Origin of the sequence: Hymenobacter gummosus, from assembly GCF_003970915.1 — a bacterium.
GTDB lineage: Bacteria > Bacteroidota > Bacteroidia > Cytophagales > Hymenobacteraceae > Solirubrum > Solirubrum gummosum.
Genome location: NZ_RXOF01000005.1, coordinates 209,712 through 234,228, shown reverse-complemented (window position 1 = coordinate 234,228; position 24,517 = coordinate 209,712). Strand labels below are relative to the sequence as shown.

The following is a 24,517-nucleotide window of genomic DNA, read 5'->3' as shown; positions in this document are numbered from 1 at the left end:
CTCCCCGAATGGGCCTGAAGTCCTTACTGAGCCGCCCGCTCGCCGCCTACACCGTCCGCCAGTACCAGCAGTGGGCGCGCCAGCCCGAGCTGGCTCAGCAGCGCATCCTGCAGGAGCTGCTGCAGCGGGGCCGCGCCACCGCCTTCGGCCGCGACCATGGCCTGGGCGGCGCGCGCACCGCCCTGGAGTTTCAGCAGCGCGTGCCGGTGCGCGACTACGAGGCCCTGAGCCCGTACTTCGAGCAGGTCAAACAGGGCGAAAGCAGCGTGCTGTGGCCCGGCAAGCCGCTGTATTTGGCCAAAACCTCCGGTACTACTTCCGGCACCAAGTACATTCCAATTACCCAAGCAAGTATCGGCAACCACATCAACGGGGCCAAGGACGCGCTGCTGCACTACGTGCATTACTCCGGCCGGCCCCAGTTTCTGGATGGCAAGCTGATGTTTTTGTCCGGAAGCCCGGAGCTGGAGGAAGTTGGCGGCATCAAGACGGGGCGGCTGTCGGGCATCTCGAATCACCACGTGCCGGCCTACCTGCGCCGCAACCAGCTGCCGAGCTACCAGACCAACATCATCGAGGACTGGGAGCAGAAGCTGGACCGGGTGGTCGACGAAACGCTGGGCCAGCCCATGACCTTGATTTCGGGCATTCCGCCCTGGGTGCAGATGTACTTCGACCGCGTTACCGCGCGCACCGGCCGGCCGGTAGGGGAGGTGTTTCCGGCGTTTCAGCTGTTCGTGTACGGGGGCGTCAACTTCGAGCCCTACCGGCGCAAGCTGCTGGAAAGCATCGGGCGGGCGGTGGATACGGTGGAGCTGTTTCCGGCCTCGGAGGGCTTTTTTGCTTTCCAGGACGAGCCCGGCAATCCGGGGATGCTTTTGCTGGCCGACGCGGGCATCTACTACGAGTTTATCCCCGCCGAGCGGTTTTTCGAGGCCAACCCGCCGCGCCTTACCCTGGCCGAGGTGGAGCTGGATAAGAACTACGCCCTCGTTGTGTCGTCCAACGCCGGGCTCTGGGGCTATTCCGTGGGCGACACCGTGCGCTTCGTGAGTTTGCGCCCGCACCGCGTCGTCGTCACGGGCCGCATCAAGCACTTTCTGTCGGCCTTCGGGGAGCATGTCATCGGCGAAGAAGTGGAGCAGACCTTGCGCGAGGTGCTGCAGCAGTTTCCGGAGGCGGAGGTGGTCGAATTCACCGTGGCCCCGCGGGTGAGCGAGTCGGGCGCCGAACCCTCGCGGCACGAGTGGCTGGTGGAGTTTGCCCGGCCGCCCCAGGATGCCGCCGCCTTTGCCGCCGCCCTCGACGCGGGCCTGCGCCGCCGCAACGTGTACTACGACGACTTGCTCAGCGGCAATATCCTGGCCCCGCTGCTGCTCACGGCGCTGCCGGCCGGGGCATTTCAGCGCTACATGCGCAGCCAGGGCAAGCTGGGCGGGCAGAACAAGGTGCCGCGCCTGAGCAACGATAGGGCGCTGGCTGAAGGGCTGCTCGGCGCCAGTTAATCTGCCTGCATCCCCGATGAAAGTACTTCCGAACAACACTCAGGACGCGGCCGAGCAGCCCTGGCAGCTGTTAAACCCGCGCACCCACGCCCGGCACTGGCGCCGGGAGCTGCCGTTGCTGCTGCTGGCCGCGGGGCTGTGCATCTGGGCCAGCCTCATCGGCTACGGCGGCCCGGTGCTGCTCATTGCCGCGCTGGGGCTGCTGTACCTGCTGCAGGAGCGGCACCCGCAGCGCATCACGCTCACCGCCGATACCATCACCATTGAGTTCTACCAGCTGTTCAAGCGGCGGCAGTTCGCGTGGCCCCGTGCCGAGACGCTGGTGAGTGAGCTGAGCAAGCCCGGTAGCCTGCTTTCCTCGCGGTCGGTGTACGAGCTGCGGCTGGCTCACGCCGAGCACGGCCTCACCTTGAGCACCGCCGACGGCTTCAGCCAGGCCCAGCTGCAGGCGCTGTACGACGAGCTGGAGCCGCCGGTGCCGGAGGAGGAGCTGGCAGCGGAGCGGCCCGAATAACCTGCTCAACCCGCCGTGCGCCTCGCCTTCGACCTCGACAACACCCTCATCCGCGCCGGCCACCCTTTCGCGCTGGACGCGCCGCGCCTGGGCTGGCTGGCCCGGCTGCTCGGCCCTGAACCCTTGCGCCAGGGCACGGCCGAGCTACTGCGCCACTGCCAGCGGCAGGGCTGGCAGGTATGGATATATACCACCTCGTACCGTTCGGCGGGCTACATCCGGCGCCTGTTCTGGCTGCACGGCGTCCGGCTCGACGGCGTGGTAAACCAGCGGCGGCATGAGCGGGAGGCGCGGGTGCGCTGCTCCAAGCACCCGCCCAGCTTCGGCATCGACGTGCTGGTGGACGACGCACCGGGCGTGGCCCTGGAAGGGGAGCAGTACGGCTTCCGCACGATAATCGTGGACCCGCGGGACGAGCAGTGGATAGAAACCGTGCAGCGTGCCCTAGCTTTGTCAGTATAAGGCTATTACACTTATTCCGATGACTGGCAGCCTTGTTCCTCTGGTTCTGGCCGCGCTGCTGCTGTGGGATTGGCGCGTCAAACGCCGCTTTCTTCGCACGCTGCTTGCCGAGGGCTACCAGGCACAGGGCACCGTGCGGGAGTACAGCCAGCCCGACGCCTTGACGCCGCGCAGCTACCCGTACGTGGAATACCTGGATGCCACCGGCCACGTTCGGGTGCAGCGGCTGGAATACCCCAAAAAGAAAGACGACACGCTTGCTGTCGGGCAAATAGTCGACATCGTGAGTCACCGCGGCCACTTGTATTATTTGACCGAGTTGGAGCAGGGCCTTTCGGCACGGATCGGCAATGCGGTGTTTCTGGTAGCCGTGGCGGCCTGGTGGCTGTGGCAGAAGCTGTAAGCCTGGCCCCGGCCGCTACTCCTGCCGCAGCGCGGGCCGCTGGGTGATTTCGTGGTAGCAGATGACGCCCTCGGCGAAGTAGTGCAGCACCATGCTCTTGCGGGTGCGGCCCGCCTCGCGAATGGGCGTGCCGCCGTGCAGCAGGTTGGCGTGCCAGAGCAGCACGTCGCCGGCGCGGGCGTGGAATTCCTCGGGCTGCAGCTGGTTTTGCTTCACCACCGCGTCGATGGCCTGCTCGTAGGCCTGGTAGGCCGCTTCGCCGATGGTGAAGTGGGTGCCGCCGTGGGGGTAGTCGTCGTTGAGCACGTAGGGCAGGCGGTGGCTGCCGGGATAGTAAAACACCGGCCCGTTATTGGCATCCACGTCTTCCAGCGCAATCCAGGCCGCAATGAGGTAGCCCAGCGGGTAGGTGGTCATGTGGATGGTGTCGGAGTGGGCCTTCTGCTGGCTACCCTGCTGGAAGTTGATGCTCTGGAACGGCTGGCGCACCTCCTTGCCCAGCAAAAAGCTCAGGATGGCGTGCAGCTCGGGCTTGTTCACGATGCGCCGGATTTCCTCCGACTGGTGAATGGCAAACATGATTTTGACCCGCTCGTAGCGCCAGTTGGCTTCGCCCTGCCCGATGAGCCGGTCGATTTCGCGGTTGATGGTGGCCACTTCCTCGGCCGTGAAAAACCCGCGCAGCACCACGTAGCCGCGCTCCGACCAGGGCAGCAGGCTGGCCTGCACCTCGGGCGAGAACTGCCGGAACTCGGGGTAGCTGGCGGCCGCGTGGCGGCTGTCCTGCGCGTCGAAGCGGGCCGGCTCGCCCGTGCTCAGCCCCTTGAAGTCCTGCGACGACACCGACTCGTACACCCGCTTGCGCAGGCCGTAGCGCTGGTAGAGCTGCTCGTTGTGGCGCAGCTGGCGCTGGTGCAGAAAGTTGTAGACGGTGTAGCTGAGCTTAAAGGAGCTGAGCCGGTCGCGTAGAAACTGGAGCATGACCGAAAACGGCGGTTACAGCTCCGAAAGTAACGAAAAGCCAGTTTGCGCCCGGGAATCCATTCTTTTGCGTTCTGCCACCACTGCCATGCTCCTGCTCGGAACTCTTCAGCAACGTGCCGTTTGCTACTTCGACGCGCTCCAGACGCCGGATTGGGCGCCGCACCTGCCCCAGGCCGGCTGGGTGTTGCTGGTAGCCGTCGACGAGGAAGACGGTGCCCGGTTCGAGCTGCTGGCCCGCGCCTGCCTGCACCGGCCGCCGCGGGCCATCTGCTGCGCGGGCCCGGGGGCCGCCTCACTGGAAGAGTGGTTCGACGGGGAACTAGTCAGCCGGGCCGTGGGAACAGCTGCACCAGCGGCCGTTCGACTACGAGCGGGCCCCGGTTACCACGGCCCACGCTTCTTTCGAGGAGGGCCTGTGGTACGCTGCGGTGCTGGCCCCGAACACCTGCTCCGCCGCCGTCGAAACCATCGTATGCCTTGATAGTACGGGCCGATACCGAAACCGAATGGTAGAATTGCTCCACCTCATCCCCCAGGGCTGGCTGCCACCCGAACCCGCTGATGCTTAAACCAGAACTCTACGCCGCCTGCCAGCGCTTCGCCGAGCAGCGCATTCAGGCCATCGAGGCCGCCATCCGGGCCGCCCAGGAATCGGCCAACGCCGAAACCAAGAGCAGCGCCGGCGACAAGTACGAAACCGGCCGCGCCATGGCCCAGAACGAGCGGGACCGAAATGCCGTGCAGCTCCACGAAGCCAAGCAGCTGCTGGGCGAGCTGCAGCGCATCACCCCCGAGCGCGCCTGCGACGCGGTGCGCCCCGGCGCCCTGGCCCACACCAGCCTGGGCCGCTTCTACATCAGCATCAGCGCCGGCAAGCTCACCGTGGGCGGCGTCGACTACTTCGCCGTGTCGGCGGCGGCGCCGGTGGCCCAGGCCCTGAGCGGCAAGCGGGCGGGCGAGTCGGCCACGTTCAACGGCAAGCCCATCCGCGTCGACGCGGTGGAGTAGGGGCGGCTATGGATATCTGGAAGCATTGCCTGTTGTCGCAGCGCAAGTTTGGGGGCGAGCCGCAGGATTACGTGGCCGTACACCGCTTTATGGATAGCAGCAAGCTGTTTTATTACCATGCCCGCCACCGCCTGCTGCTGCACCACACCCTCGGCCTGGAGTGGGCCACCCAGCTGCTGGGCGACTTGCTGACCACCTCCGCCGGGCGCACCGTGCTGGTGCGCGACGTGGCCGCCGAGCACTGCAAGGAAGATTTGCTCGGCCGCGTGCCCTCCCTCGGCGACTGGCTGCGCGAGGCCGATGCTGCCCTGGCCCCGCTGGTGCCGGCCCTGGAGGCGCTGCCCGCCATGCTGTCGGTACCGCTGCGGCAGCTGGTGCTGGCGCCTTACCTGCGCACCGGGCTGCCCTCCGCCCTGCTTATCACGGCCAGTAACTTCGGCGTGCACCTGGCCGGGCAGCTGCTGGGCCTGGCCGCCGCCGAGGAGCTGGCCACCGCCCTGCGCCCGCTGCCCGACGTGGCCCAGCTGCTCCAGCACTTCACCTTCGCCCACCCGTGGCAATACCGGCCCGACCCCAAGGAGCTGGCCTGGCTGCGCCAGCAAGAGCACCGTCGATATGAACTATCAACCACTCACGCGCCTGCTGGCCCGGCTGCTGCCAGCCCGCTGGCCCACCCGCAAGTGCATGGAATACCAACAAACCAAACAGCGCCTGTTTGAGCTGCTGCAGACCGGCCACCGCGTCAGCGTCCGTTGGGACTGCGGCGGCGACGAATCCTTTGTGTACATCAGTATCGACGGGGAGGAGCAGCCCAATACGTTCGAGCCGGGCAACCTCGCCCACGATGTGGAGTGGCTGCTGACGGAGGCGCTGGAGCTGCCCAGTGCGGGCGAGTTCAGCATGAGCGGCGGAGGCCAGTTCTTTCTCGAAGGCCGCGGCGTGGGGCTGGACTACCAATCCGACGCGGAGGTGTACGAAGACGAGCTGGACGACGAATTCTACAACGACTTTACCGACGAGCAACTAACTGCAATGGGCCTGACGCGCCCCGGGCCCCAAGACGAATCGGCCGTTGTGGTGCCGCCGGCCGAATCGGAGCACGCCGAACCGGCCGCCCTACGCGACGAGCAGATGAGCAATGAGTACTCCGGCCGCCGCATCTTGTTTATGCTGCCGGATTAACAATCCATAACCTTTTTCCCTCGAACGTTAATCACCATTAACATTCGAGGGAATTATTATTTTGAATGTTAGTAAATATTAACGTTTCAATTTATTTTGGAATCGAATGTTAATCCGCTGCTAAAAGTATGCCCCGCCGTGCCTACCCCTCCAACTCGCTGTCTGCCCTCGTACGCAAGGTTTTTGGTTTGACGCAGGCCGATTTAGCTCGTTTCCTGCATATCAAGCGCGCCCAGGTGGCCCACGTCGAAGCTGGCCGCAGCACTTTTTCCCGTGAAGTAGACCGGCGGCTGACGGTGCTTCTGGAGGCGCAGCCGGTACCTGAGGGACGCGCAGGGGCCTGGCCCAAACCAGCCGCAGAACCGGCGGGGGCGTTGCGCCGGGAGCCCCTAGAAAAGCGGCTGAAGGAGTGCCGCTACCGGGCGCTGGTTATCCGCTACGAGCTGGAAAAGACGGACAAGCGGCTGGCCGAGCTGGCGCACCGCCGCCGCGCCCTGGCCGCCCTGCGCGCCTACCTGCTCCCCGCCGACGGCAGCATTCCGTGGATGCCCGGGGATAAAGTAGACGTGGCCTATGTGCGGTTCTGGCTCGATACCCTGGACGCCGACACGGCCGCTGCCCCGGTGCCCGACCCCACCGAGCGGGCCTTGGTGGAGCTGCGCCTGCGTCTGCTCGATGCTGAAGCCACTGCCCTGGAAGGCCTGCTGGCCGACCTGCCGCCTGCGCCGGCAGTGTGACGCCTCGGCCGCCGCCGCTTACCTTTGCCGTTCCCGCCTCGCCGCATTTCCCCTATGACTTCCCCTCAACCCCGCTCCCTGGCCCTGCTGGGCTCCACCGGCTCCATCGGCACGCAGACGCTGGACGTGGTGCGCGCCCACCCCGGGCGCTTCCGCGTGGCCGTCCTCACCGCCCAGCGCCAGGCCGATCTGCTGGTGCAGCAGGCCCGTGAGTTCCGCCCCGCCGTGGTCGTCATCGGCGACGAAGCGCAGTACCAGGGCGTGAAAGCCGCCCTGGCCGCGCAGCCCGAAACCACCGTGCTGGCCGGCGCCGCGGCCCTGGCCGAAGTAGCCGCCCGCCCCGACGTGGACGTGGTGCTGACGGCCCTGGTGGGCTACGCCGGGCTGCTGCCCACCATTGCGGCCCTGCAAGCCGGCAAAACCGTTGCCCTGGCCAACAAGGAAACCCTGGTGGTGGCCGGGCAGCTCGTTACGGCCCTGGCCCGGCAGCACGGCGCCGCCATTTACCCCGTCGACTCCGAGCACTCGGCCATTTTCCAGTGCCTAGTGGGGGAGGCGCCCGGCGCGGTGGAGAAAATCATCCTCACGGCCTCGGGCGGGCCGTTTCGGGGCCGCTCGGCCCAGGAGCTGGCCCGGGTGACCAAGGCCCAGGCCCTGAAGCACCCCAACTGGGAAATGGGTGCCAAAATCACCATCGACTCCGCCTCGCTCATGAACAAGGGCCTGGAGGTTATCGAGGCCAAGTGGCTGTTTGGGCTGACGGACGAGCAGATCGAGGTGGTGGTGCACCCGCAGAGCATTATTCACTCGCTGGTGCAGTTCAAGGACGGTTCCCTGAAGGCCCAGCTCGGCCTGCCCGACATGAAGCTGCCCATTCAGTACGCCCTGGGCTACCCCGAGCGCCTGCCCAACCGCTTCCCGCGCTTTTCCTTTCTCGATTATCCCACGCTCACCTTCGAGCGGCCCGACGGCGACACCTTCCGCAACCTGCCGCTGGCCTTTGAGGCCATGCGCCGTGGCGGCAACGCGCCCTGCGTGCTCAACGCCGCCAACGAAGTAGCCGTGGCCGCCTTCCTGCGCGAGCAGATTGGTTTCATGGACTTACCCAGCGTGGTGGAAAACTGCCTTTCCAAGGTTTCGTACCTTGCCGAACCCTCGCTCGACGACTACGTGCAGACCGACGCCGAAACCCGGCGCGTGGCGGCGGAGTTGGTGAAGTAGCTTTGCATGGACATCTGATTTGACCGTCCTGTCGAGCTTGTCGAGACATCTCGCGTGCTGATGCCGGATAGTAGCCTCACGATTGGAATTACTATCCGGCGAGATTCCTCGGCTGCGCTCGGAATGACGTTCTGGTGTGAGCGTTCTGGCACTGCCCCCAAGACCACAGACACAACTGACAACTAAGTAAAGAATGGATATTCTCGTAATGGCCGGCCAGCTGCTGCTGGGGCTTACCATCCTGGTAGGCGTGCACGAAGCAGGGCACATGCTGTCGGCCAAATGGTTTGGAATGCGGGTGGAGAAGTTCTCCATCGGCTTTCCGCCCAAGATTTTCGGCAAGCAGATTGGCGAAACCGAGTACATGGTGGGGGCCATCCCGCTGGGCGGCTTCGTCAAGATTACCGGCATGGTCGATGAGTCGCTCGACACGGAGGCCCTCAGCGCCGAGCCCCAGCCCTACGAGTTCCGGGCCAAGCCGGCCTGGCAGCGCCTCATCGTGATGCTGGGCGGCATCATCGTCAACGTAGTGACGGGCATCCTCATTTTCACGGTGCTCATCTACATCTACGGCATCGAGTACATTCCCGCCAAGGAGGCGCAGCGCTACGGCGTGGTACCCAGCCCCCTGGGCGAGAAAATGGGCTTCCGCGAGGGCGACAAGATTGTGAAAGTCAACGGCCGCCCGTTCGACGATTTCAACTACGTGTACGACCAGGACGTGCTGCTGGGTACCAACTCCTACTACACCGTGGAGCGCGCCAAGGCGGACGGCACCGAGCTGGTTGACGTGCGGGTACCGGAAAACATCGTCGAAAATCAGGACGAAGTGCACTTCGTGGTGCCGCGCCAGCCTTTCCGGGTGGAGCAGGTGGCTGCCGGCAGCGCCGCCGCCCGCGCCGGCCTGCAAGCCGGCGACGAGATTATCCGCGTCGGCAACCGCGACATTACTTACTTCCACGAACTGAAGGAAGCCCTGGCCGACAACGCGCCTAAGGTGGAGAAGCCCTCCCTGCTGCAGCGCTTCAAGAACTGGCTGAGCAACACCCCGCCCCCCGCCGCCCCCGACAAGCTCACGCCGCTGCTGGTGCGCCGCAACGGGCAAACCCTGCCGCTGAACGTGCGCATCGACGCGGACGGCACCATCGGGTTTGCGCCGAAGTTCAACCTGAACTACGGCACCCACTACTACAGCCTGCTGGGCTCGGTGCCCAAGGGGGCCGAGCGCGCCTTTAGCATCGTTACGGGCCAGGCCAAGGCGTTTGCGAAGATTTTTGCCGGCAAAGTCTCCTTCCAGAAATCGGTGGGTGGCCCCTGGGAAATTGCCCAGCAGTACGGCGGGGCCAAGGAGTTTTCCTGGTACAAGTTCTGGTCGCTGACCGGCATGCTCTCCATGGTGCTGGCCTTCATGAATCTGCTGCCCATCCCGGCCCTCGACGGCGGCCACGTAATGTTCCTGACCTACGAGATGGTAACGGGCCGCAAGCCCTCGGACACCTTCCTGGAAAATGCCCAGAAAGTAGGCATGGTACTGCTGCTCTCGCTGATGGCGTTTGTCATCATCATCAACCCGATTATCAAGCTGCTCAGCAACTAAGGCTGCCCGACTCCTGCTTACCCAATGCCATCTTCCTCGTCGAAGATGGCATTACTTTTTCCCGGCCGTTGTTAGGCCGCTAGTTTTTCCTGCCTATGCGTCGTTTACTTTTCCTGGCGGGCGCCCTGCTCATGGCCCTGACGGCCGCCGCCCACGCCTACCACGCCAGCATCATGGAGGCCCGGCTGAACCCCAGAACCCGGCAGCTGGAGGTGGCCCTGAAAGTCTTCACCGATGATTTGGAGGCGGCCCTGTCGGTGGGGCGGCCCCGCCACCTGAGCCTGGCCGAAACGCCCGCCGCCCAGCTCACGCCCCTGCTCAGTGGCTACCTGCGCCGCACCGTGGCCATCGGTACCCGGCCGGGCGAGGCCCTGCCCCTGACCTACGTGGGCCAGCAGGCTGAGAAGGATGCGCACTGGCTGTACTTCAGCGTGCAGCTGCCCGCCGGCAAGCCCGTGCAGAGCCTCACGCTGCGCCACCGCCTGCTGATGGAGCAGTTTCAGGACCAGATGAACATCGTGAACTTCGAAGCCGGCGGCAAAAAACAGAGTGCCCTGTTCCGCGAAGGCAACGAGGAGCAGCAGCTGAGCTGGTAAGCGGCGGCACCGGCTGTCATTGCGAGGACGAAGGACGAAGCAATCCTTCCTCCAGTAGCACCGCCGTTACCACTGGTAGAAACCAAAAAACAGCCGCGCCCGAAACTGCAGATACAGTTTCGGGCGCGGCTGTTTTTGTTCTGACGATTTTTCGGTTGGTGCCAGTTGCGCCGTTGTGCCGCGAGAGGAAAGCTTGCTTCGTCGTGCCTCCTCGCAATGACTGCCAGTGGGGCCGTTTACCAGCCGCCGCCCGCATCCGGGGCCTTGCCGGGCTTGACTTCGCTGCCCTCCGGCTTCACCAGGCGGAACTCCACCCGGCGGTTGACGCGCATGTCTTCTTCGGTCACTTCCTCCTTCAAGGGCACGGTGCTGCCGTAGCCCCGGCTTTCGATGCGGTTGGGTTTGAGCTTGCCCTTGACTTCGATGTAGCGGCGGATGGCGTCGGCGCGGTCCTGGCTGAGCTTCTCGTTCACGTCCGGGTCGCCGGCGGCGTCGGTGTGGCCGGCAATGCGCAGGCGGGTATCGGGATGGTCGACCATGAATACCACGATGCGGTCCAGGGTGGCGTGCATGGAGGGGCGGATATTCGACTTGCCCGCGTCAAACTCGATGTTCTTGAAGATGAGCGGGATGTTGTAGTCGATGCTGGTGGTCATCAGCTTCATCACCGTGTCGGCCTTCAGGTCGAATTTCTTCTCCACCGTGAAGTAGTCCGGGCTCTGAATCAGCATCACGTACTTGCCCCCGTCGATGAGGTCGAAGTCGAAGGAACCGTCGGGCCGCACGTATTTGCTGGCCACCTCGATGCCGTTGTCCACGTCGATGATGCTGATGATGCCGTTGAGCGGCTTCTGTGTCACGGAGTCGATGAGCGAGCCTTCCACGTGGGTGGTAGCCAGCGGCTGGGCCTCCATCGGCAGGGGGAAGGAGTAGAGGTCCAGGTTTTTCATCTGCTTCTCCTCCGAGCGGGCATAGTACAGGTTCTTGGAGTCCGCGTCGATGGTGAAGTAGTACTCCGAGCCCTTGCCGTTCACCAGCGGGCCGATGTTGATGGGTTCCTGCCAGCGCCCGGCCACGCGGTAAGCCTTGTAGATGTCGAAGTCGCCGAAGTTCAGCAGCTGCCCGCGCGAGGAGAAGTACAGCACGTTGTAGAGCGGGTGGTAGAAGGGGCTGACCTCACTTTCGCGGGTGTTGATGATGGGCCCCATGTTCTGGGCCTTGGCCCAGCCGCCGTTCTTAAGCTTGTAGGTAAACCAGATATCCGACAGTCCGAAGCCGCCGATGCGGTCGGAGGCGAAATACAGGGTATCCTCGGTGCGCGAGAGGGTCGGCTGCGAGTCCCAGCCGGTGGAGTTGACGGCCATGCCCAGGCTCTGCGGCACCGTCCACTGCCCGTTCTTGAACTTGGTCACGAACAGGTCGCAGTTGCCGTGGCAGGTGGGGCACTCACAGCGCGAGAAGTACATGGTGGTGCCGTCCTTGCTGAGGCAGGCCGAGCCCTCGTTGTAGGGCGAGCTGATGGGCTTGGGCAGCGGCTCGGCGTCGAGCCAGGATTCGCCCTGGCGCTTGGCCACGTACAGCTCCTCGTCCACCACGTTGTGAATGCCGCGCACCTTGCGCTTGGAGGAGAAAATCAGCTGCTGCGAGTCGTCGTTGTAGCTCGGGCCGTAGTCTTCCACGTTGGAGTTGATGCCCGCGCCCATGTTGGTGTACACGCCCTTGGGCGGCCGGAAGGTGGCAATGTTCTTCCGGTACTCCACGATGTCGTAGTAGGTCTTCAGCGGCACGTACAGCTCGGCGTCCTTCTGCTCCAGCGAGTCGTAGTAAAGCTGGATTTTGGTTACGTCCTGGCGGTGGTGCTTGAGGGCGAGGCGGTAGTAGGCTTTGGCCTTTTCCTCGTTGCCGGTGCGCTCAAACAGCTGCCCCAGGCGCCAGAGCATCATGTTGTTCTTGTAGAAGTTCTCGATGCCGAAGTGGGCCACGTACTGCTCCAGCAGGCCGCGGGCGGCGTTCCAGTTCTTGCGCTTTTCGGCCTTGGCAATTTCGCGCAGGGCCTTTTTGTCCTCGAAGTACGGCAGGCGGTTGACGTTGACGAAGTCCGGGGTGGCGTCGGGGCGCACCCGCAGCTGTCGGGTGACTTTACCCTTGAGGGCACGCTGCTGGTTGGGCAGGTTTTTCTGGGCCAGCAGCGGGCTGGTAAGCCAAAAAAGCGCCGTAAGCAGGAAAAAAAGCTGGCGTATCAAACGAAACATAGACGAGGACGGCGCGGGAGCCCGGCGTGGGAAAGCCAAGGACTCCAAAAATATAGCTTTTCGGTGATGAGCCGACAAATATATGTGGGGCGTGAGGGTACGGGGGTAGGAGGGTAGGCGTTATTGACTTTGGAAGTCAAGAGTGTAAGGGCGGGTAAGCGTTTAGGAGTTGTTCGGTCGATGCCTCTTAAACGCCCAAACTCGTCAACATTCGACCTCCTGCCCTCAAGCCCTTATACCCTCACACCCTACCCCCGGGCCTGCCGACTTGTCGGGGCGGCTGACGCGCAAAATAGCCCGCCGGGGCGTGGCACGGCACTTGACAAAAGGGTATCTTCGTTCAGCGGAAAGCAGTCGGGCCGCCTGGGCCTGCCAATCTGGCGCTGCTGACCTCCCCCTTTCCTTATGCCAAAAAAATCTGATCCGCGTTTGCCCGCCGGGCTGGTGCTTATGACCGACGGTCCCGACGAGCTGGTGCAAGTGGTGTCGGCCGACCCCGAGCAGGCCGGCGCCGGGCCGGGCGAAACGCCGGAGGTGCTGCCTATTCTGCCCGTGCGTAATACCGTGCTGTTTCCCGGCGTGGTGCTGCCCGTGACGGTGACGCGCAAAAAGAGCATCCGCCTGGTGCGCAAGGCCTACAAGGGTGACAAGCTGGTGGGCGTGGTGGCCCAGAAAACCGGCAACGCCGAGGACCCCACCCTGGCCGACCTCTACGAAGTGGGCACGATGGCCCGCATCCTGAAGCTGCTGGAGCTGCCCGACGGCAACACCACCATCATCATTCAGGGGCAGCAGCGCTTCCGCATCGGCGAAATGACGCAGACCGCGCCCTACTTCGTGGCCCGGGTAGAGTACCTGCCCGAGCTGATGCCCACGCGCTCCACCAAGGAAGTGAAGGGCCTGGTGGCGTCGCTGAAAGACGCGGCCACCAAGATGCTCAAGCTCAACCCGGAAATTCCGCAGGAAGCCCAGGTGGCGCTGGATAATATCGAGTCGCCCGCGTTTTTGATTCACTTCCTGGCCTCCAACCTCAACGTGGAAGTAGGCCAGAAGCAGCGCCTGCTCGAAATCAACGAGGGCGTGCAGCGCGGCACCCAGCTGCTGGAGCTGCTGCTGAAGGAAATTCAGCTGCTCGAAATCAAGCACGAAATCCAGAACAAGGTCCACACCGACCTCGACCAGCAGCAGCGCGACTATTTCCTGCGTCAGCAGCTGAAGGTACTGCAGGACGAGCTGGGCCAGGAAGGCCCCGACGCCGAGCTGGACAAGCTACGCACCCGGGCCAAGGACAAGAAGTGGCCCGAAACGGTGGCCAAGCACTTCCAGAAGGAAGTCGACAAGCTCAGCCGCATGAGCCCCATGGCCGCCGAGTACCCGGTGAGCCTGAACTACGCCGAGTTCCTGCTCGACCTGCCCTGGGGCGAGTACACCAAGGACAACTTCAACCTCACGCGCACCCGCAAAATCCTCGACCAGGACCACTACGGCCTGGAAAAGGTGAAGGAGCGCATTCTGGAGTACCTGGCCGTGCTCAAGCTCAAGCAGGATTTGCGCGCCCCCATCCTGTGCCTCTACGGCCCCCCCGGCGTGGGCAAAACCTCCCTGGGCCGCTCCATTGCCACGGCCCTGGGCCGCAAGTACGTGCGCCTGAGCCTGGGCGGCGTGCGCGACGAGGCCGAAATCCGCGGGCACCGCAAAACCTACGTGGGCGCCATGCCCGGCCGCATTGTCTCGCAGATCAAGAAAGCCGGCGCCTCCAACCCGGTGATGATTCTCGACGAGGTGGACAAGCTCAGCTCCGACTTCCGCGGCGACCCGCAGGCGGCCCTGCTGGAAGTGCTGGACCCCGAGCAGAACTCCACCTTCACCGACAACTACCTGGAAGTGGAGTACGACCTCTCGCGCGTGCTCTTCATTGCCACCGCCAACTCGCTCGACTCCATTCACCCCGCCCTGCGCGACCGGATGGAAATCATTGATCTGACGGGCTACACGCTGGAGGAAAAAACCCAGATTGCCAAGAAGCACCTCTGGCCCAAGCAGGTCACCGAGCACGGCCTGACCAGCAAGGACGTGAGCATCAGCACCGCCGCCGTGCAGCGCGTCATCGACGACTACACCCGCGAATCGGGGGTGCGGAGCCTGGAGCGCAAGCTGGGGGCCCTGGCCCGCAACATTGCCAAGCACAAGGCCATGAAGCAGGCCTTCCCGAGCAAGCTGGAGCCCGACGACGTAGCCAAAATTCTGGGCGCGGCCACCTTCGACCGCGACCTGTACCAGGACAACGAAACCGCCGGCGTGGTGACGGGCCTGGCCTGGACCTCGGTGGGCGGCGACATCCTGTTCATCGAAAGCCTGCTGAGCCGGGGCCGGGGCAAGCTCACGCTGTCGGGCCAGCTCGGCGACGTGATGAAAGAGTCGGCCGTGACGGCGCTGAGCTACCTGCGCAGCCGGGCCGAGGAACTGGGCATCGACTACCGCCTCTTCGACCAGTACGACCTGCACATTCACTTCCCCGAGGGCGCCGTGCCCAAGGACGGGCCGAGTGCGGGCATTGCCATCTTCACCAGCATTGCTTCGGTGTTTACGCAGCGCAAAATCCGCTCCCACCTGGCCATGACCGGCGAAATCACCCTGCGCGGCAAGGTGCTGCCGGTGGGCGGCATCAAGGAAAAGGTGCTGGCCGCCAAGCGCGCCGGTATCAAGGACATCATCCTGAGCCACAAAAACCGCAAGGACATCCAGGAAATCCCCGCCGAATACGTGAAGGATTTGCAGATTCACTACGCCGACCGCGTCGACGACGTGCTGGAAGTGGCCCTGCTGGATGAGCTGGTGAAAAAGCCGCTGAAGCTGACGGTGCGCGAGGAGGAAAAAGCTCCCGCGCCCACCCACGAGGTGGAAGTGCACTAAGAACTGCCATGTCGAGCAGCACGAGGCATCCGGGTTGGAATACCGCCTGACGTTTTCACCCAGATGCCTCGCGCTACTCGACGTGACAGTTTCATTTCTACCTGAAACGCTTAGCCCCGCTCCGGCAACTTGCCAGGGCGGGGCTAAGCGTTTATCTGGCATTATGATGGACGCCGACGAAGTCAACAGCAAGCAGGATTTCCTACTTTTTCTAGCGGAACTGCAGCGTGATTTGCTGACCAACCCCGAAGACTGGGAAAACCACACGCTGCCCGCTTTTCTCGACGCCATGAGCCGCTGGGTGGCCGACATGGAGGGCTATTACCGCAATACCGGCCAGGAAATACCCCGGCAAGTCAGCTGGCGGGTGTTTGCCAATATTATACAGGCGGCCAGCATCTACGAGTAAAGCCCGGGCGGCTCACAATAAACCGCCCGCTTGTGCGTACTGAGGCAGTTCTTCTGAGTATCTTAGCTGTAATGATTCGACCCGTACGCCGCCTGTTTCGTGTTTTGTTGGTTGGGCCGGCCCTGGTAGCTGGCGTCACGGCTGCCCAGGCCCAGATTGGGGGGCAGAGCGTGTTTTCCTCGCTGCACCTGCCGCCCTCGGCTTACCTGGCCAGCGTGGGTGGCATGAGCGTATCGGGCCGCACCGCCGACCCCAACATGCTCTATGGCAACCCGGCCCTGCTCAACGCCGATATGGACGGCCGGCTGAGCCTGAGCTACGGCGGCTACCTGGGCAGCATCAAGCAGAGCACCGCCGCCTACGTGCGCAACTCCCAGAAGCTGGGCCGCTGGGGCTTCGGCCTCTCGTATCTGAGCTACGGCGACTTTGACCAATACGACCCGGCCGGCACGCCCCTGGGCACGTTCTCCGTCAACGACTACCACTTGAGCGTGAGCAATGCCCACACCGTGGGCCCGTTCACGCTCGGCGGCACGGCCCGGCTGGCCGTAGCCGGTATTGCCGGCAACCACTCCGTGGCTACCCTGCTCGACGTGGGCAGCGTGTTCAAGCACCCCGAAAAGGACTGGACCGTGGGCCTGGCCGTGAAAAACGTCGGCTACCAGCTCAAGCCATTTGAAGGCAGCGGGCGGGAACCCATGCCGCTCGACGTGCAAATCGGTACCTCCATCAAGCCCGAGCACATGCCGGTGCGCTTCACCATCACGGCCCACCACCTGCAGCAGTTCGACATCGTGTACCTCGACACCGTCCGCAGCCGCACCACGAGCCTGGATGGCACCACCAAAACGCCCAAGAAATCGGTCGGCGACAAAATTGCCCGCCACTTCACGGTAGGAGGGGAGCTGCTGCTGGGCAAGGGCTTGAATATCCGCGTGTCGTACAACCACCTGCGCCGCCGGGAGCTGCGCCTCGACAACACCTCCGGCGGCGCCGGCCTGGCTTTCGGCGCCATGCTGCGGCTCGGCGCCTATCAGTTCGAGTACACCCGCGCCATGTACCACGTGTCGGGCGGTGCCAACTACATCACGCTCACCCGCAACGTGGACGAGCTGTTCAAGAAGAAGGAATAGCCGACGACAGCACTGGCAGGCATTGCGAGCGGAAGGCCGAGGTAGTCAAGCGCGGCAACTGCAAGAAGGCGCAGCCAATCCTTTCTCCAGTAGCACCGCCGCTACAATCCCTGTCAACCGTAAGGTCGTCTGAACTAAACCAGCCGCGCCCGGAACCTCAGCGGTTTCGGGCGCGGCTGGTTTTGGTTGGTGCCAACTGTGGCGGCGCGCCGCGAGAGGAAGGATTGGCTACGCCTTCCTGCGGTTGCTTCGGCTGCGCCTCGCAATGACTGCCACCCGCACCGTTGGCCGCCACCTGCCAGAACGGCACCCTGGCCGATTCCGCCATCATTTTTGCTGCCGGGCAACTCTGCGGCAGCCGCGCAGTATCTAGTCGGCAGCCGTAGCTTCTGACTCATGCTTGATTCCGCCACCTTCCTCACGCCGGCCCAGATTGTGGCCGAGCTCGACAAATACATCATTGGCCAGCACGACGCCAAGCGCAACGTGGCCATTGCCCTGCGCAACCGCTGGCGCCGCCTGCACGCGCCCCAGGACATGCAGCGCGAAATCGTGCCCAACAACATCCTGATGATCGGCTCGACGGGCGTGGGCAAAACCGAAATTGCCCGCCGCCTCGCCGCCATTGCCGACGCGCCTTTCACCAAGGTCGAAGCCAGCAAGTTCACTGAAGTCGGCTACGTGGGCCGCGACGTGGAAAGCATGGTGCGCGACCTGGCCGAGCAGGCCGTCAACCTGGTGAAGCAGCGCCGCAAGGAAGCCGTCAAAACCCAGGCTGCCCAGGCCGTCGAGGATGCCATCATCGACGCGCTCATTCCGCCCCTGCCCGGCGTGGGTAGTTCCGTCGTGAAGCCCGGCCTGGGCTTTGGCGGCCCGTCGTCTTCCCCGGAGGAAATGCCCAGCTCCGACACCGAGCTGAACGAGCGGACCCGGGTGCGGTTCCGCGAGAAGCTGCGCCGCGGCGAGCTGGAAGACCGGTTTATCGACATTAAGGTGCAGCAGAACAGCAGCCCCGGCATCGGCCTCATGGGCGGGCAGGCCGGGCTCGATGAAGCCTCGCTGCAGGGGTTGCAGGACATGCTCGGCTCGATGATGCCCAAGAAGACGCGCAAGCGCAAGGTCACCATTGCCGAAGCCCGCAAAATCCTGCTCGACGAGGAAGCTGCCAAGCTCATCGACATGGACGAGGTGAAGGACGAGGCCATTCGCCTGGCCGAAAACGCCGGCATCATCTTCATCGACGAAATCGACAAGGTAGCCTCCTCCAACGCCGGCAAGAGCGGCCCCGACGTCAGCCGCGAAGGGGTGCAGCGGGATTTGCTGCCCATCGTGGAAGGCTCGGCCGTCACGACCAAGTACGGTGTCGTGAATACCGACCACATCCTGTTCATTGCCGCCGGCGCCTTTCACGTTAGCAAGCCTTCCGACCTGATTCCGGAGCTGCAGGGCCGCTTCCCCATCCGCGTGGAGCTGCAGAGCCTGTCGAAGGACGACTTCTACCGCATCCTCAAGGACCCCAAAAACGCCCTCACCAAGCAGTACGAAGCCCTGCTCAAGGCCGAGGACGTGGAGCTGACCTTCGATGACGCGGCCTTGGAGCAGCTGGCCAGCATTGCCTTCGAAGTCAACAGCGAGGTGGAAAACATCGGGGCCCGCCGCCTGCACACCGTCATGAGCCGCCTGCTCAACGACATCCTGTTCGACGTGCCCGACCGCATCGGCGCCAATGCCCACATTCAGATTACGCGCGAGCTGGTGGAGCAGCGTCTGCAGGGCATGGTGCGCAACCGCGACCTGAGCCAATACATTCTGTGAGCAGGTGAAATGGCGAGTGTCGTTCAACGGTCCCGTACTTCTCGGCGTAATCGTCCGGAAGGACAGTCGTTGAACGACACTCATCATTTCACCACCTCACTGCATGCACTACTACATTATCACCGGCGCCAGCCGCGGCCTGGGCAAGGCCTTGGCCGAAGAATTGCTGACGCAAGCCGATACCCAGGTGCTCGGCGTGTCGCGCCACGCCACCATCGAGCACGCGCGCTACCAGCACCAGCCCCTCGATTTTTCCGATGTGGTGGCCGTGCAGAACAACCTCTACAAGCTTTTCCCGGCCCGCCCCGACGCGCAAAGCCTTACGCTGATCAACAACGCCGGGGTCATGGGCGACATTGCCTACTTCGGTGAGCAGCCCAACGAGCATTACGAGTTCGTATTCGACGTCAACGTCATCGTGCCGGCCATGCTGATGAACACCTTCCTGAGTGCCTACGGTAGCCTGGGCTGCCCGCTCACGGTGCTCAACATCAGCAGCGGCGCCGGCCAGCGCCCCGTCGACGGCTGGGGCGCCTACTGCGCCTCCAAAGCCGCCCTCGATATGATGAGCCAAGTGGCCCAGAAGGAGCAGGACCGCCGCGGCCGCCCCGTGCGCATCCGCAGCCTCTCGCCCGGCACCATCGACACGGATATGCAGCTTCACATTCGCCAGGCCGATGCCAGTCAGCTCAGCGAGGTGGACCGCTTCATCGGTCTGCACGACGCCGGGCAGCTAACGGCCCCCAGCGACGCCGCTCAGCGCATCATTGCCTGGCTGCGCGGTGCCGCAACGGGAAATGTAGTGCTGCACATGAAGGAGCTGGGCTGATTTTGCCGGGCAAGCCATAAAAAAAGCCCCGACCAAATGGTCGGGGCTTTTGTGGTTTGAGCAGGTAGGGCCTAGTAGCCCGGGTTCTGCTGCGCAGCCAGTACAGGGTTGTTGGCTACTTCGATGGCCGGAATGGGCCACAGGAACAGGAAGTTGCTGTAGGGCACTGCCGATACCGAAGGCGTTGCCAGAGCGCCCGGGTTGTTGCAGGCGTAGCGGGCCAGCGTTACCTGACCAGATACCTGGCCATTGTATTTGGCCGGGACACCACCGGGACCGAAAGTAGCATCCGGCGACAGGCGCGAAATGTCACCCCAGCGTTTGCCTTCACCCACAAACTCAATGCGACGCTCGTTCAGGATAGCCCGCACCAGTGCAGCACCAGCCAGCGAGCCGGGAGCGTACTGGTCGGCAGCCGTCGTTACCGAGCGGTTGCGCACAGCGTTGAGCAGGCTCAGGGCCAGTGTGTTGTTAGTGCCCGTACGAGCCAGCGCCTCGGCCTGGTTCAGAATCACCTCCGCATAGCGGATGATGGGCGCGAAGTCCGAGCTGGTAGCGGCATCGGTGTACTTGCGCAGCACGTAAGCAGTACGCACGCCGTCCTGCTGCATCATCTGCGTACGACGCAAATCGTTGCAGGTAAAGAACGGCGCGTTGTACAGGCCCGGGCTAACGGCCAGCAGGGCGCGGCCGTTGATACCGCCGTTGGCCGGCGTCGCGGAGGAGCCGAATACGTTGGCCACAGCGCCGTTTACCCCCGGGTTATCCTGAGCGCTGTTCTCCACGGAGAAGATATTCTCCGCCGAAACGGCCGTTCCGCCGGGGAATGCTGCCCGTTGCGTAGCTGCCAGGGCGTAGCCGCCGATGGGGCTGGTGAAGGTCGTCGTGCCCGTGATGAGCTTGTTGCCTTCCGTCACAGCCAGTGCCCATTCGCCCTGGTGCAGGCGCAGACGCTGCTTCAGCGCAATGGCCGCCCCTTTAGTAGCCCGCGTCACCGAAGGCGAAGTCGCCCCCGTAATGGTGCGGGTGTTGGGCAGGTTGGTTTCGGCGAAGTCGAGGTCAGCCAGCATCTTGGTGTAGACCTCTGCTACGGTACCCCGGCCCTGAGAACGGGCAGCTTCTACCCCGGCAATGGTATTCACCGGAACATCGCGGTAGGGTACACCCGGGTTAGACCCGTTGTTATCGGTGTACGGACGCGAGAAGTTGATAACCAGTTCGTGGTGCGACAGGGCGCGCAGGAAGCGCAGCTCTCCTTCGTATACCGCAGCATCAGCCGCCGAAATGATACCGCTGGCCGCCGCCTGGCGTACGCCCGCGATGGTCACGTTGGCTTGGTTGATAACCGAGTAGCAGTTCGACCAGATATTTACCAGGTTCGGCGCGGCCGGCGTAATCTGGTTTTGGAACACGAGACCGAAGAAACCGGCCATGTCCGATACGTCCTCGCCACGGGCGTCACCCAGCGCCATGCTGGCGGCGCCAAACGGATAGCCGCGCACGGCCAGCGCCGTGCCGTTCAACGGATCATAGAAACCGGACTGAGCAGCGTTGTACACCCCGTTTACGGCCAGCGCGACGCGGGCCGGGTCGGTGAAGATGGCCGTTTCCGATAGCTGGTTTCGTGGGCTTAAGTCCGTTACATCGCAGGCGCCCAGGCCTAACGTCGCAACAAAAGCCAGCGCCAACATCCGCTGGCGGCTGAAAAGAGAAAAGGTATTGTTCATCAGTGAAAAGCGAAACAAGGAATTAGAAAGCAACGTTCACGCCGCCCGTTACTACCCGCTGCTGCGGGTTGCTGTTGTAGTCCACACCAGCCTGACGGTTCGAGGTGAAGTTGGTGTTGACTTCCGGGTCTACCCCCTTGTATTTGGTGATGGTGAACACGTTCTGCGCCTGCACGAAGAAGCGGATGCGGTTCACACTGAGCGTATTAGTGAAGCGCGTCGGGATGGTGTAGCCCAGCGTCACGTTCTGCAGGCGCACGAAGTTGCCGCTCTCCACGAAGCGGGTCGAAGCGTTACCGTCCTGGTTGACGAAGGCGCTGGTACCCGAGGCGATGCGCGGTACGTCCGTCTGGTCGCCCTCCCGCTGCCAACGGTCGAGAATCTCCCGGCCGTTGTTCAGGAAGTCGTTGCGCAGCAGTTGCTGACGCGTCACGTTCATGATCTTGTTGCCGTAGTTGTAGCGGAAGAACACGTCCAGATCAAAGCCCATGAAGGTGACGGTGTTGCCCAGACCGCCGAATACTTTCGGGTTGGTCTGGCCGAGGACCTTCTTGTCAGCCGTGGTGAGCGTGGAAGCTGCTACGCCGGTACCCAGCGCGGCGCCGGGGTTGGCGGGGTCATACACGTAGTAACGGCTGGCCGTAGCGCCCGAAGCTGCCGTGCTGCCCTGTACCAGCGAGCCATCGGCTTTCCGGTAGATGGGGTTGCCATTGGACGGGTTTACGCCCTGGTAATCGTAGCCGTAGAGCGAACCAATGGCTTCACCCACCCGCGTAATGTTGTACGGGTCGATGATGTCTTCATTGTTGTTCAGCCCCGTCACCTCGTTCTTGTTGGTCGAGATGTTGAAAGTGGTCGACCAGGTGAAGTTGTCTTTCCGAATGTTCTCGGTATTCAGCGACAGTTCAAAACCTTTGTTGTTGATCGAGCCAATGTTGGCGTTGTAGCCGTTGTTCGGTACGCCCAGCGAGAGCGGAGTACGCACGGCCAGAATCAGCCCGTCTACGTCGTTCTCGTAGTAGTCCGCGTTGACGTTGATGCGGCCGCCCAAGAAGCCCAAGTCAACCCCGATGTCGGTTTTCTTGGACGATTCCCATTTGATTTGGTCGTTGCCGAAACGGCCGCTGGTGTTGTAGGCCAGAGCCGACGAGGTACCGTACTGCGCGGCACCGAAGGCCCCTACGTACGGGAAGAAACCGATATCAGTGTTGCCCACCTGTGCGTACGATGCACGAACCTTGAAGTCCGTCCAAACCGACGACAGGCCCATACCCTTGAAGAACGACTCTTCCGAGATGCGCCAGCCAATCGAGCCACCCGGGAACAAGCCGCGACGGTTAGCCTCCGGCAGCGACGACAAAGCGTCCGAACGCAGGGTGAAGCTCAGCAGGTAACGGTCCTTGAACGAGTAGTTCAAACGACCAAAGTAGGACTGCAGCCCCTGCTCGGCAAAGTCACCACCGATGCTGGGCGTAGCCAGCGTCGAGCTGATGATACCGTTCTGGCCCAGGGTACGGTCCGAAATGTTCGTGCCCGACGCCGAGTAGTAGGAGGAAGTCGTTTTCTGGTATTCAGTACCGATTACGGCGTTGATTTTGTGCGACTCGCCGACAACGGTGTTGTAAGTGGCGGTGTTAACCCAGTTCCAGCGGATGCTGGGACCGAACAGCTGGTAGACGTAACCGTTTACGCCACGGCCGTCGCCCTGGCGCGGATCCCAGAACGTGAAGTCATCCTGCAGCTGGGTGTCAGTGCTGAGCTGGGTGCGCAGACGCAGATTTTTCACCGGCTCCACTTCCAGATACCCGTTGCCGAGGATACGGTAGCTGATGGAGCGGTAAATGTTGTTTTCCAGCGGGAAAAGGATGTTCGGGTAGTTGAAGGCAATGGCCTGGCTGTTGTTGCCCTGGCCCAGAATACCGGCAGCGTTGGTGTAGGGCGTGCCATCGGGGTTACGAGCGGGCACGTTGGGGAACAGCGACAGGGCGCCGGCCACGTTGCCCGACAAACCATTAATGCTCGTGTTCAGGCCGTATACCCGGGTCCGCGTCAGGCCCAGGTTCATGCCCACGCGCATCCACTTCTTCACCTCGTTATCGATGTTGGCCCGGAAGCTGAAACGCTGCAGCGAGTTGCTCACGATAACGCCGGTCTGGTCCGTGTAACCACCGGAGAAGTAGTAGTTCGTTTTGTCGGTAGCACCGGAAACCGAAGCAACGTGGTTCTGCTGGAACCCTTGCCGGAAGATTTCATCCTGCCAGTCAGTGCTGACGGTATTTCCGTTAGCATCGACGAACGGAGCAGCAATCGTACCGGCACCACCCGCGTTGCGGTCTTTTTCGTTGCTGATTTCGATAAACTCCTCAGCGTTGAGCATGTCGTAACGCTTGAGGGTTTGTGCCACGCCCAAATAGTTATCGTAGGTAAACGACGCCCGGCCCTGACGGCCTTTCTTGGTCGTAATCAGAATTACCCCGTTGGCGGCGCGCGAACCGTAGATAGCCGTAGCCGAACCGTCCTTCAGGACTTCGTACGACTCGATGTCGGCCGGGTTGATGTCAGCCAGCGGGTTGGAGCCGTTGGCGAAGGCGCTGGTGTTGCCGGTGAAGATGGGCTGCCCATCCACTACAACCAGCGGATAAGTGCCCGAGGAAATGGAGTTCGTACCCCGAATCTGGATGCGCGGCTGCTGACCGAGCAGACCAGTCGGCGTTTGTACTACCACGCCAGCCGAACGGCCTGCCAACTGCTGGGCAAAGCTCGGAGTAGCGAGGTTGGCAATGGCTTCGCCCTGTACCGTGGTGATAGAGCCCGTCAAATCGCGGCGCTCCTGAGTGCCGTAGCCGGTTACGACTACTTCGCTCAGGGTCTTGTTGTCCGAGGCCAGCCCGATGTTGATCTGCGTATCGGTGCCGATCGGGCGCTCCACTGCAATGTAGCCAACCGAGCTAATGGACAGAGTACCACCCTCGTTGGGCGCACTCAGCGTAAACGTACCGTCCGAGTTTGTAGAAACACCAGTAGTCGTGCCTTTGATAAGAACAGTGGCACCAGGAATTCCTTCGCCAGTGGCTCGGTCAGTAACCCGGCCAGAAATCTGGCGGGTTTGGGCTTCCGCCTGGTGCACGATGGCCGCCAAGGGGATCAGACCCAGTAAAAGTTTGTTCATGCGAAAATGAAGTGAGTGAAGTGAGAAAGACTCATCTAAATGTACAACATAGTCATCCAAG

General features: G+C 63.0%; 20 protein-coding genes. 16 read left to right on the top strand and 4 right to left on the bottom strand.

Annotated elements, in window-relative coordinates:
* Nucleotides 1–8: 8 nt before the first annotated feature.
* From EJV47_RS10960 to EJV47_RS10945, 4 genes are read left to right on the top strand one after another with little or no spacing between them, the layout of a single operon-like run.
* A complete protein-coding gene (locus tag EJV47_RS10960; protein ID WP_126693196.1) occupies nt 9–1,505 on the top strand; it encodes a GH3 family acyl-acid amido synthetase in 1,497 nt (498 codons plus the stop codon).
* Nucleotides 1,506–1,521: 16 nt separating this feature from the next.
* Nucleotides 1,522–2,019: a hypothetical protein gene (locus EJV47_RS10955; protein WP_126693195.1), complete on the top strand. Its 498-nt coding sequence runs from the start codon at nt 1,522–1,524 to the stop codon at nt 2,017–2,019.
* A gap of 15 nt (nt 2,020–2,034) precedes the next feature.
* Nucleotides 2,035–2,481: a hypothetical protein gene (locus EJV47_RS10950; protein WP_126693194.1), complete on the top strand. Its 447-nt coding sequence runs from the start codon at nt 2,035–2,037 to the stop codon at nt 2,479–2,481.
* A gap of 19 nt (nt 2,482–2,500) precedes the next feature.
* Nucleotides 2,501–2,884, top strand: coding sequence for a hypothetical protein (locus EJV47_RS10945; RefSeq protein WP_126693193.1), 384 nt, complete (start codon nt 2,501–2,503; stop codon nt 2,882–2,884).
* A gap of 15 nt (nt 2,885–2,899) precedes the next feature.
* Here the strand turns inward: EJV47_RS10945 and EJV47_RS10940 are convergent, their stop codons facing one another.
* On the bottom strand, nt 2,900–3,865 hold the full coding sequence (locus tag EJV47_RS10940; protein WP_126693192.1) for a phytanoyl-CoA dioxygenase family protein: 966 nt from the start codon (nt 3,863–3,865) through the stop codon (nt 2,900–2,902).
* Nucleotides 3,866–4,429: 564 nt separating this feature from the next.
* On the opposite strand from EJV47_RS10940, the gene EJV47_RS10935 reads away from it, so the two are divergent.
* The 7 genes from EJV47_RS10935 to EJV47_RS10905 all read left to right on the top strand — a co-directional run bounded on the left by EJV47_RS10935 (nt 4,430) and on the right by EJV47_RS10905 (nt 10,209).
* Nucleotides 4,430–4,876, top strand: coding sequence for a 3-oxoacyl-ACP synthase (locus EJV47_RS10935; protein ID WP_126693191.1), 447 nt, complete (start codon nt 4,430–4,432; stop codon nt 4,874–4,876).
* An 8-nt stretch (nt 4,877–4,884) separates the two neighbouring features.
* A complete protein-coding gene (locus tag EJV47_RS10930; RefSeq protein ID WP_126693190.1) occupies nt 4,885–5,595 on the top strand; it encodes a DUF6915 family protein in 711 nt (236 codons plus the stop codon).
* The gene (locus tag EJV47_RS10925) at nt 5,561–6,058 is read left to right on the top strand and encodes a hypothetical protein (RefSeq protein WP_126693189.1); all 498 of its coding nucleotides are present in this window, start codon (nt 5,561–5,563) and stop codon (nt 6,056–6,058) included. Before EJV47_RS10930 ends, EJV47_RS10925 begins: the two co-directional genes overlap by 35 nt.
* Nucleotides 6,059–6,186: 128 nt before the next feature.
* Nucleotides 6,187–6,795, top strand: coding sequence for a helix-turn-helix domain-containing protein (locus EJV47_RS10920; protein ID WP_126693188.1), 609 nt, complete (start codon nt 6,187–6,189; stop codon nt 6,793–6,795).
* A 54-nt stretch (nt 6,796–6,849) separates the two neighbouring features.
* Nucleotides 6,850–8,016: a 1-deoxy-D-xylulose-5-phosphate reductoisomerase gene (locus EJV47_RS10915; protein ID WP_126693187.1), complete on the top strand. Its 1,167-nt coding sequence runs from the start codon at nt 6,850–6,852 to the stop codon at nt 8,014–8,016.
* 193 nt (nt 8,017–8,209) lie between these two features.
* Nucleotides 8,210–9,613 carry a M50 family metallopeptidase gene (locus EJV47_RS10910; protein WP_126693186.1) on the top strand — a complete coding sequence of 468 codons (1,404 nt, stop codon included), beginning with the start codon at nt 8,210–8,212 and terminating at the stop codon, nt 9,611–9,613.
* 95 nt (nt 9,614–9,708) lie between these two features.
* On the top strand, nt 9,709–10,209 hold the full coding sequence (locus EJV47_RS10905; protein WP_126693185.1) for a DUF6702 family protein: 501 nt from the start codon (nt 9,709–9,711) through the stop codon (nt 10,207–10,209).
* 236 nt (nt 10,210–10,445) lie between these two features.
* Here the strand turns inward: EJV47_RS10905 and EJV47_RS10900 are convergent, their stop codons facing one another.
* Nucleotides 10,446–12,461 (bottom strand): OmpA family protein, encoded by a 2,016-nt coding sequence (locus tag EJV47_RS10900; RefSeq protein WP_126693184.1) that lies wholly within the window; start codon nt 12,459–12,461, stop codon nt 10,446–10,448.
* A 405-nt stretch (nt 12,462–12,866) separates the two neighbouring features.
* Here EJV47_RS10900 and lon point away from each other — a divergent pair, with 405 nt between their 5' ends.
* The 5 genes from lon to EJV47_RS10875 all read left to right on the top strand — a co-directional run bounded on the left by lon (nt 12,867) and on the right by EJV47_RS10875 (nt 19,560).
* The gene (gene lon, locus EJV47_RS10895) at nt 12,867–15,374 is read left to right on the top strand and encodes an endopeptidase La (protein ID WP_424321757.1); all 2,508 of its coding nucleotides are present in this window, start codon (nt 12,867–12,869) and stop codon (nt 15,372–15,374) included.
* Nucleotides 15,375–15,537: 163 nt separating this feature from the next.
* Nucleotides 15,538–15,783 (top strand): DUF7660 family protein, encoded by a 246-nt coding sequence (locus EJV47_RS10890; RefSeq protein ID WP_126693183.1) that lies wholly within the window; start codon nt 15,538–15,540, stop codon nt 15,781–15,783.
* Nucleotides 15,784–15,854: 71 nt separating this feature from the next.
* The gene (porQ, locus tag EJV47_RS10885; RefSeq protein ID WP_126693182.1) at nt 15,855–16,916 is read left to right on the top strand and encodes a type IX secretion system protein PorQ; all 1,062 of its coding nucleotides are present in this window, start codon (nt 15,855–15,857) and stop codon (nt 16,914–16,916) included.
* Nucleotides 16,917–17,312: 396 nt separating this feature from the next.
* A complete protein-coding gene (gene hslU / locus EJV47_RS10880; protein WP_126693181.1) occupies nt 17,313–18,731 on the top strand; it encodes an ATP-dependent protease ATPase subunit HslU in 1,419 nt (472 codons plus the stop codon).
* A 103-nt stretch (nt 18,732–18,834) separates the two neighbouring features.
* On the top strand, nt 18,835–19,560 hold the full coding sequence (locus tag EJV47_RS10875) for an SDR family NAD(P)-dependent oxidoreductase (RefSeq protein WP_126693180.1): 726 nt from the start codon (nt 18,835–18,837) through the stop codon (nt 19,558–19,560).
* 71 nt (nt 19,561–19,631) lie between these two features.
* On the opposite strand, the gene EJV47_RS10870 is transcribed toward EJV47_RS10875, so the two are convergent.
* Together EJV47_RS10870 and EJV47_RS10865 are read right to left on the bottom strand one after the other, a co-directional pair.
* Nucleotides 19,632–21,287, bottom strand: coding sequence for a RagB/SusD family nutrient uptake outer membrane protein (locus EJV47_RS10870; protein WP_243651110.1), 1,656 nt, complete (start codon nt 21,285–21,287; stop codon nt 19,632–19,634).
* A gap of 22 nt (nt 21,288–21,309) precedes the next feature.
* Complete coding sequence (locus EJV47_RS10865) at nt 21,310–24,456, bottom strand: SusC/RagA family TonB-linked outer membrane protein (protein ID WP_126693179.1); 3,147 nt, start codon at nt 24,454–24,456, stop codon at nt 21,310–21,312.
* Nucleotides 24,457–24,517: the final 61 nt, after the last annotated feature.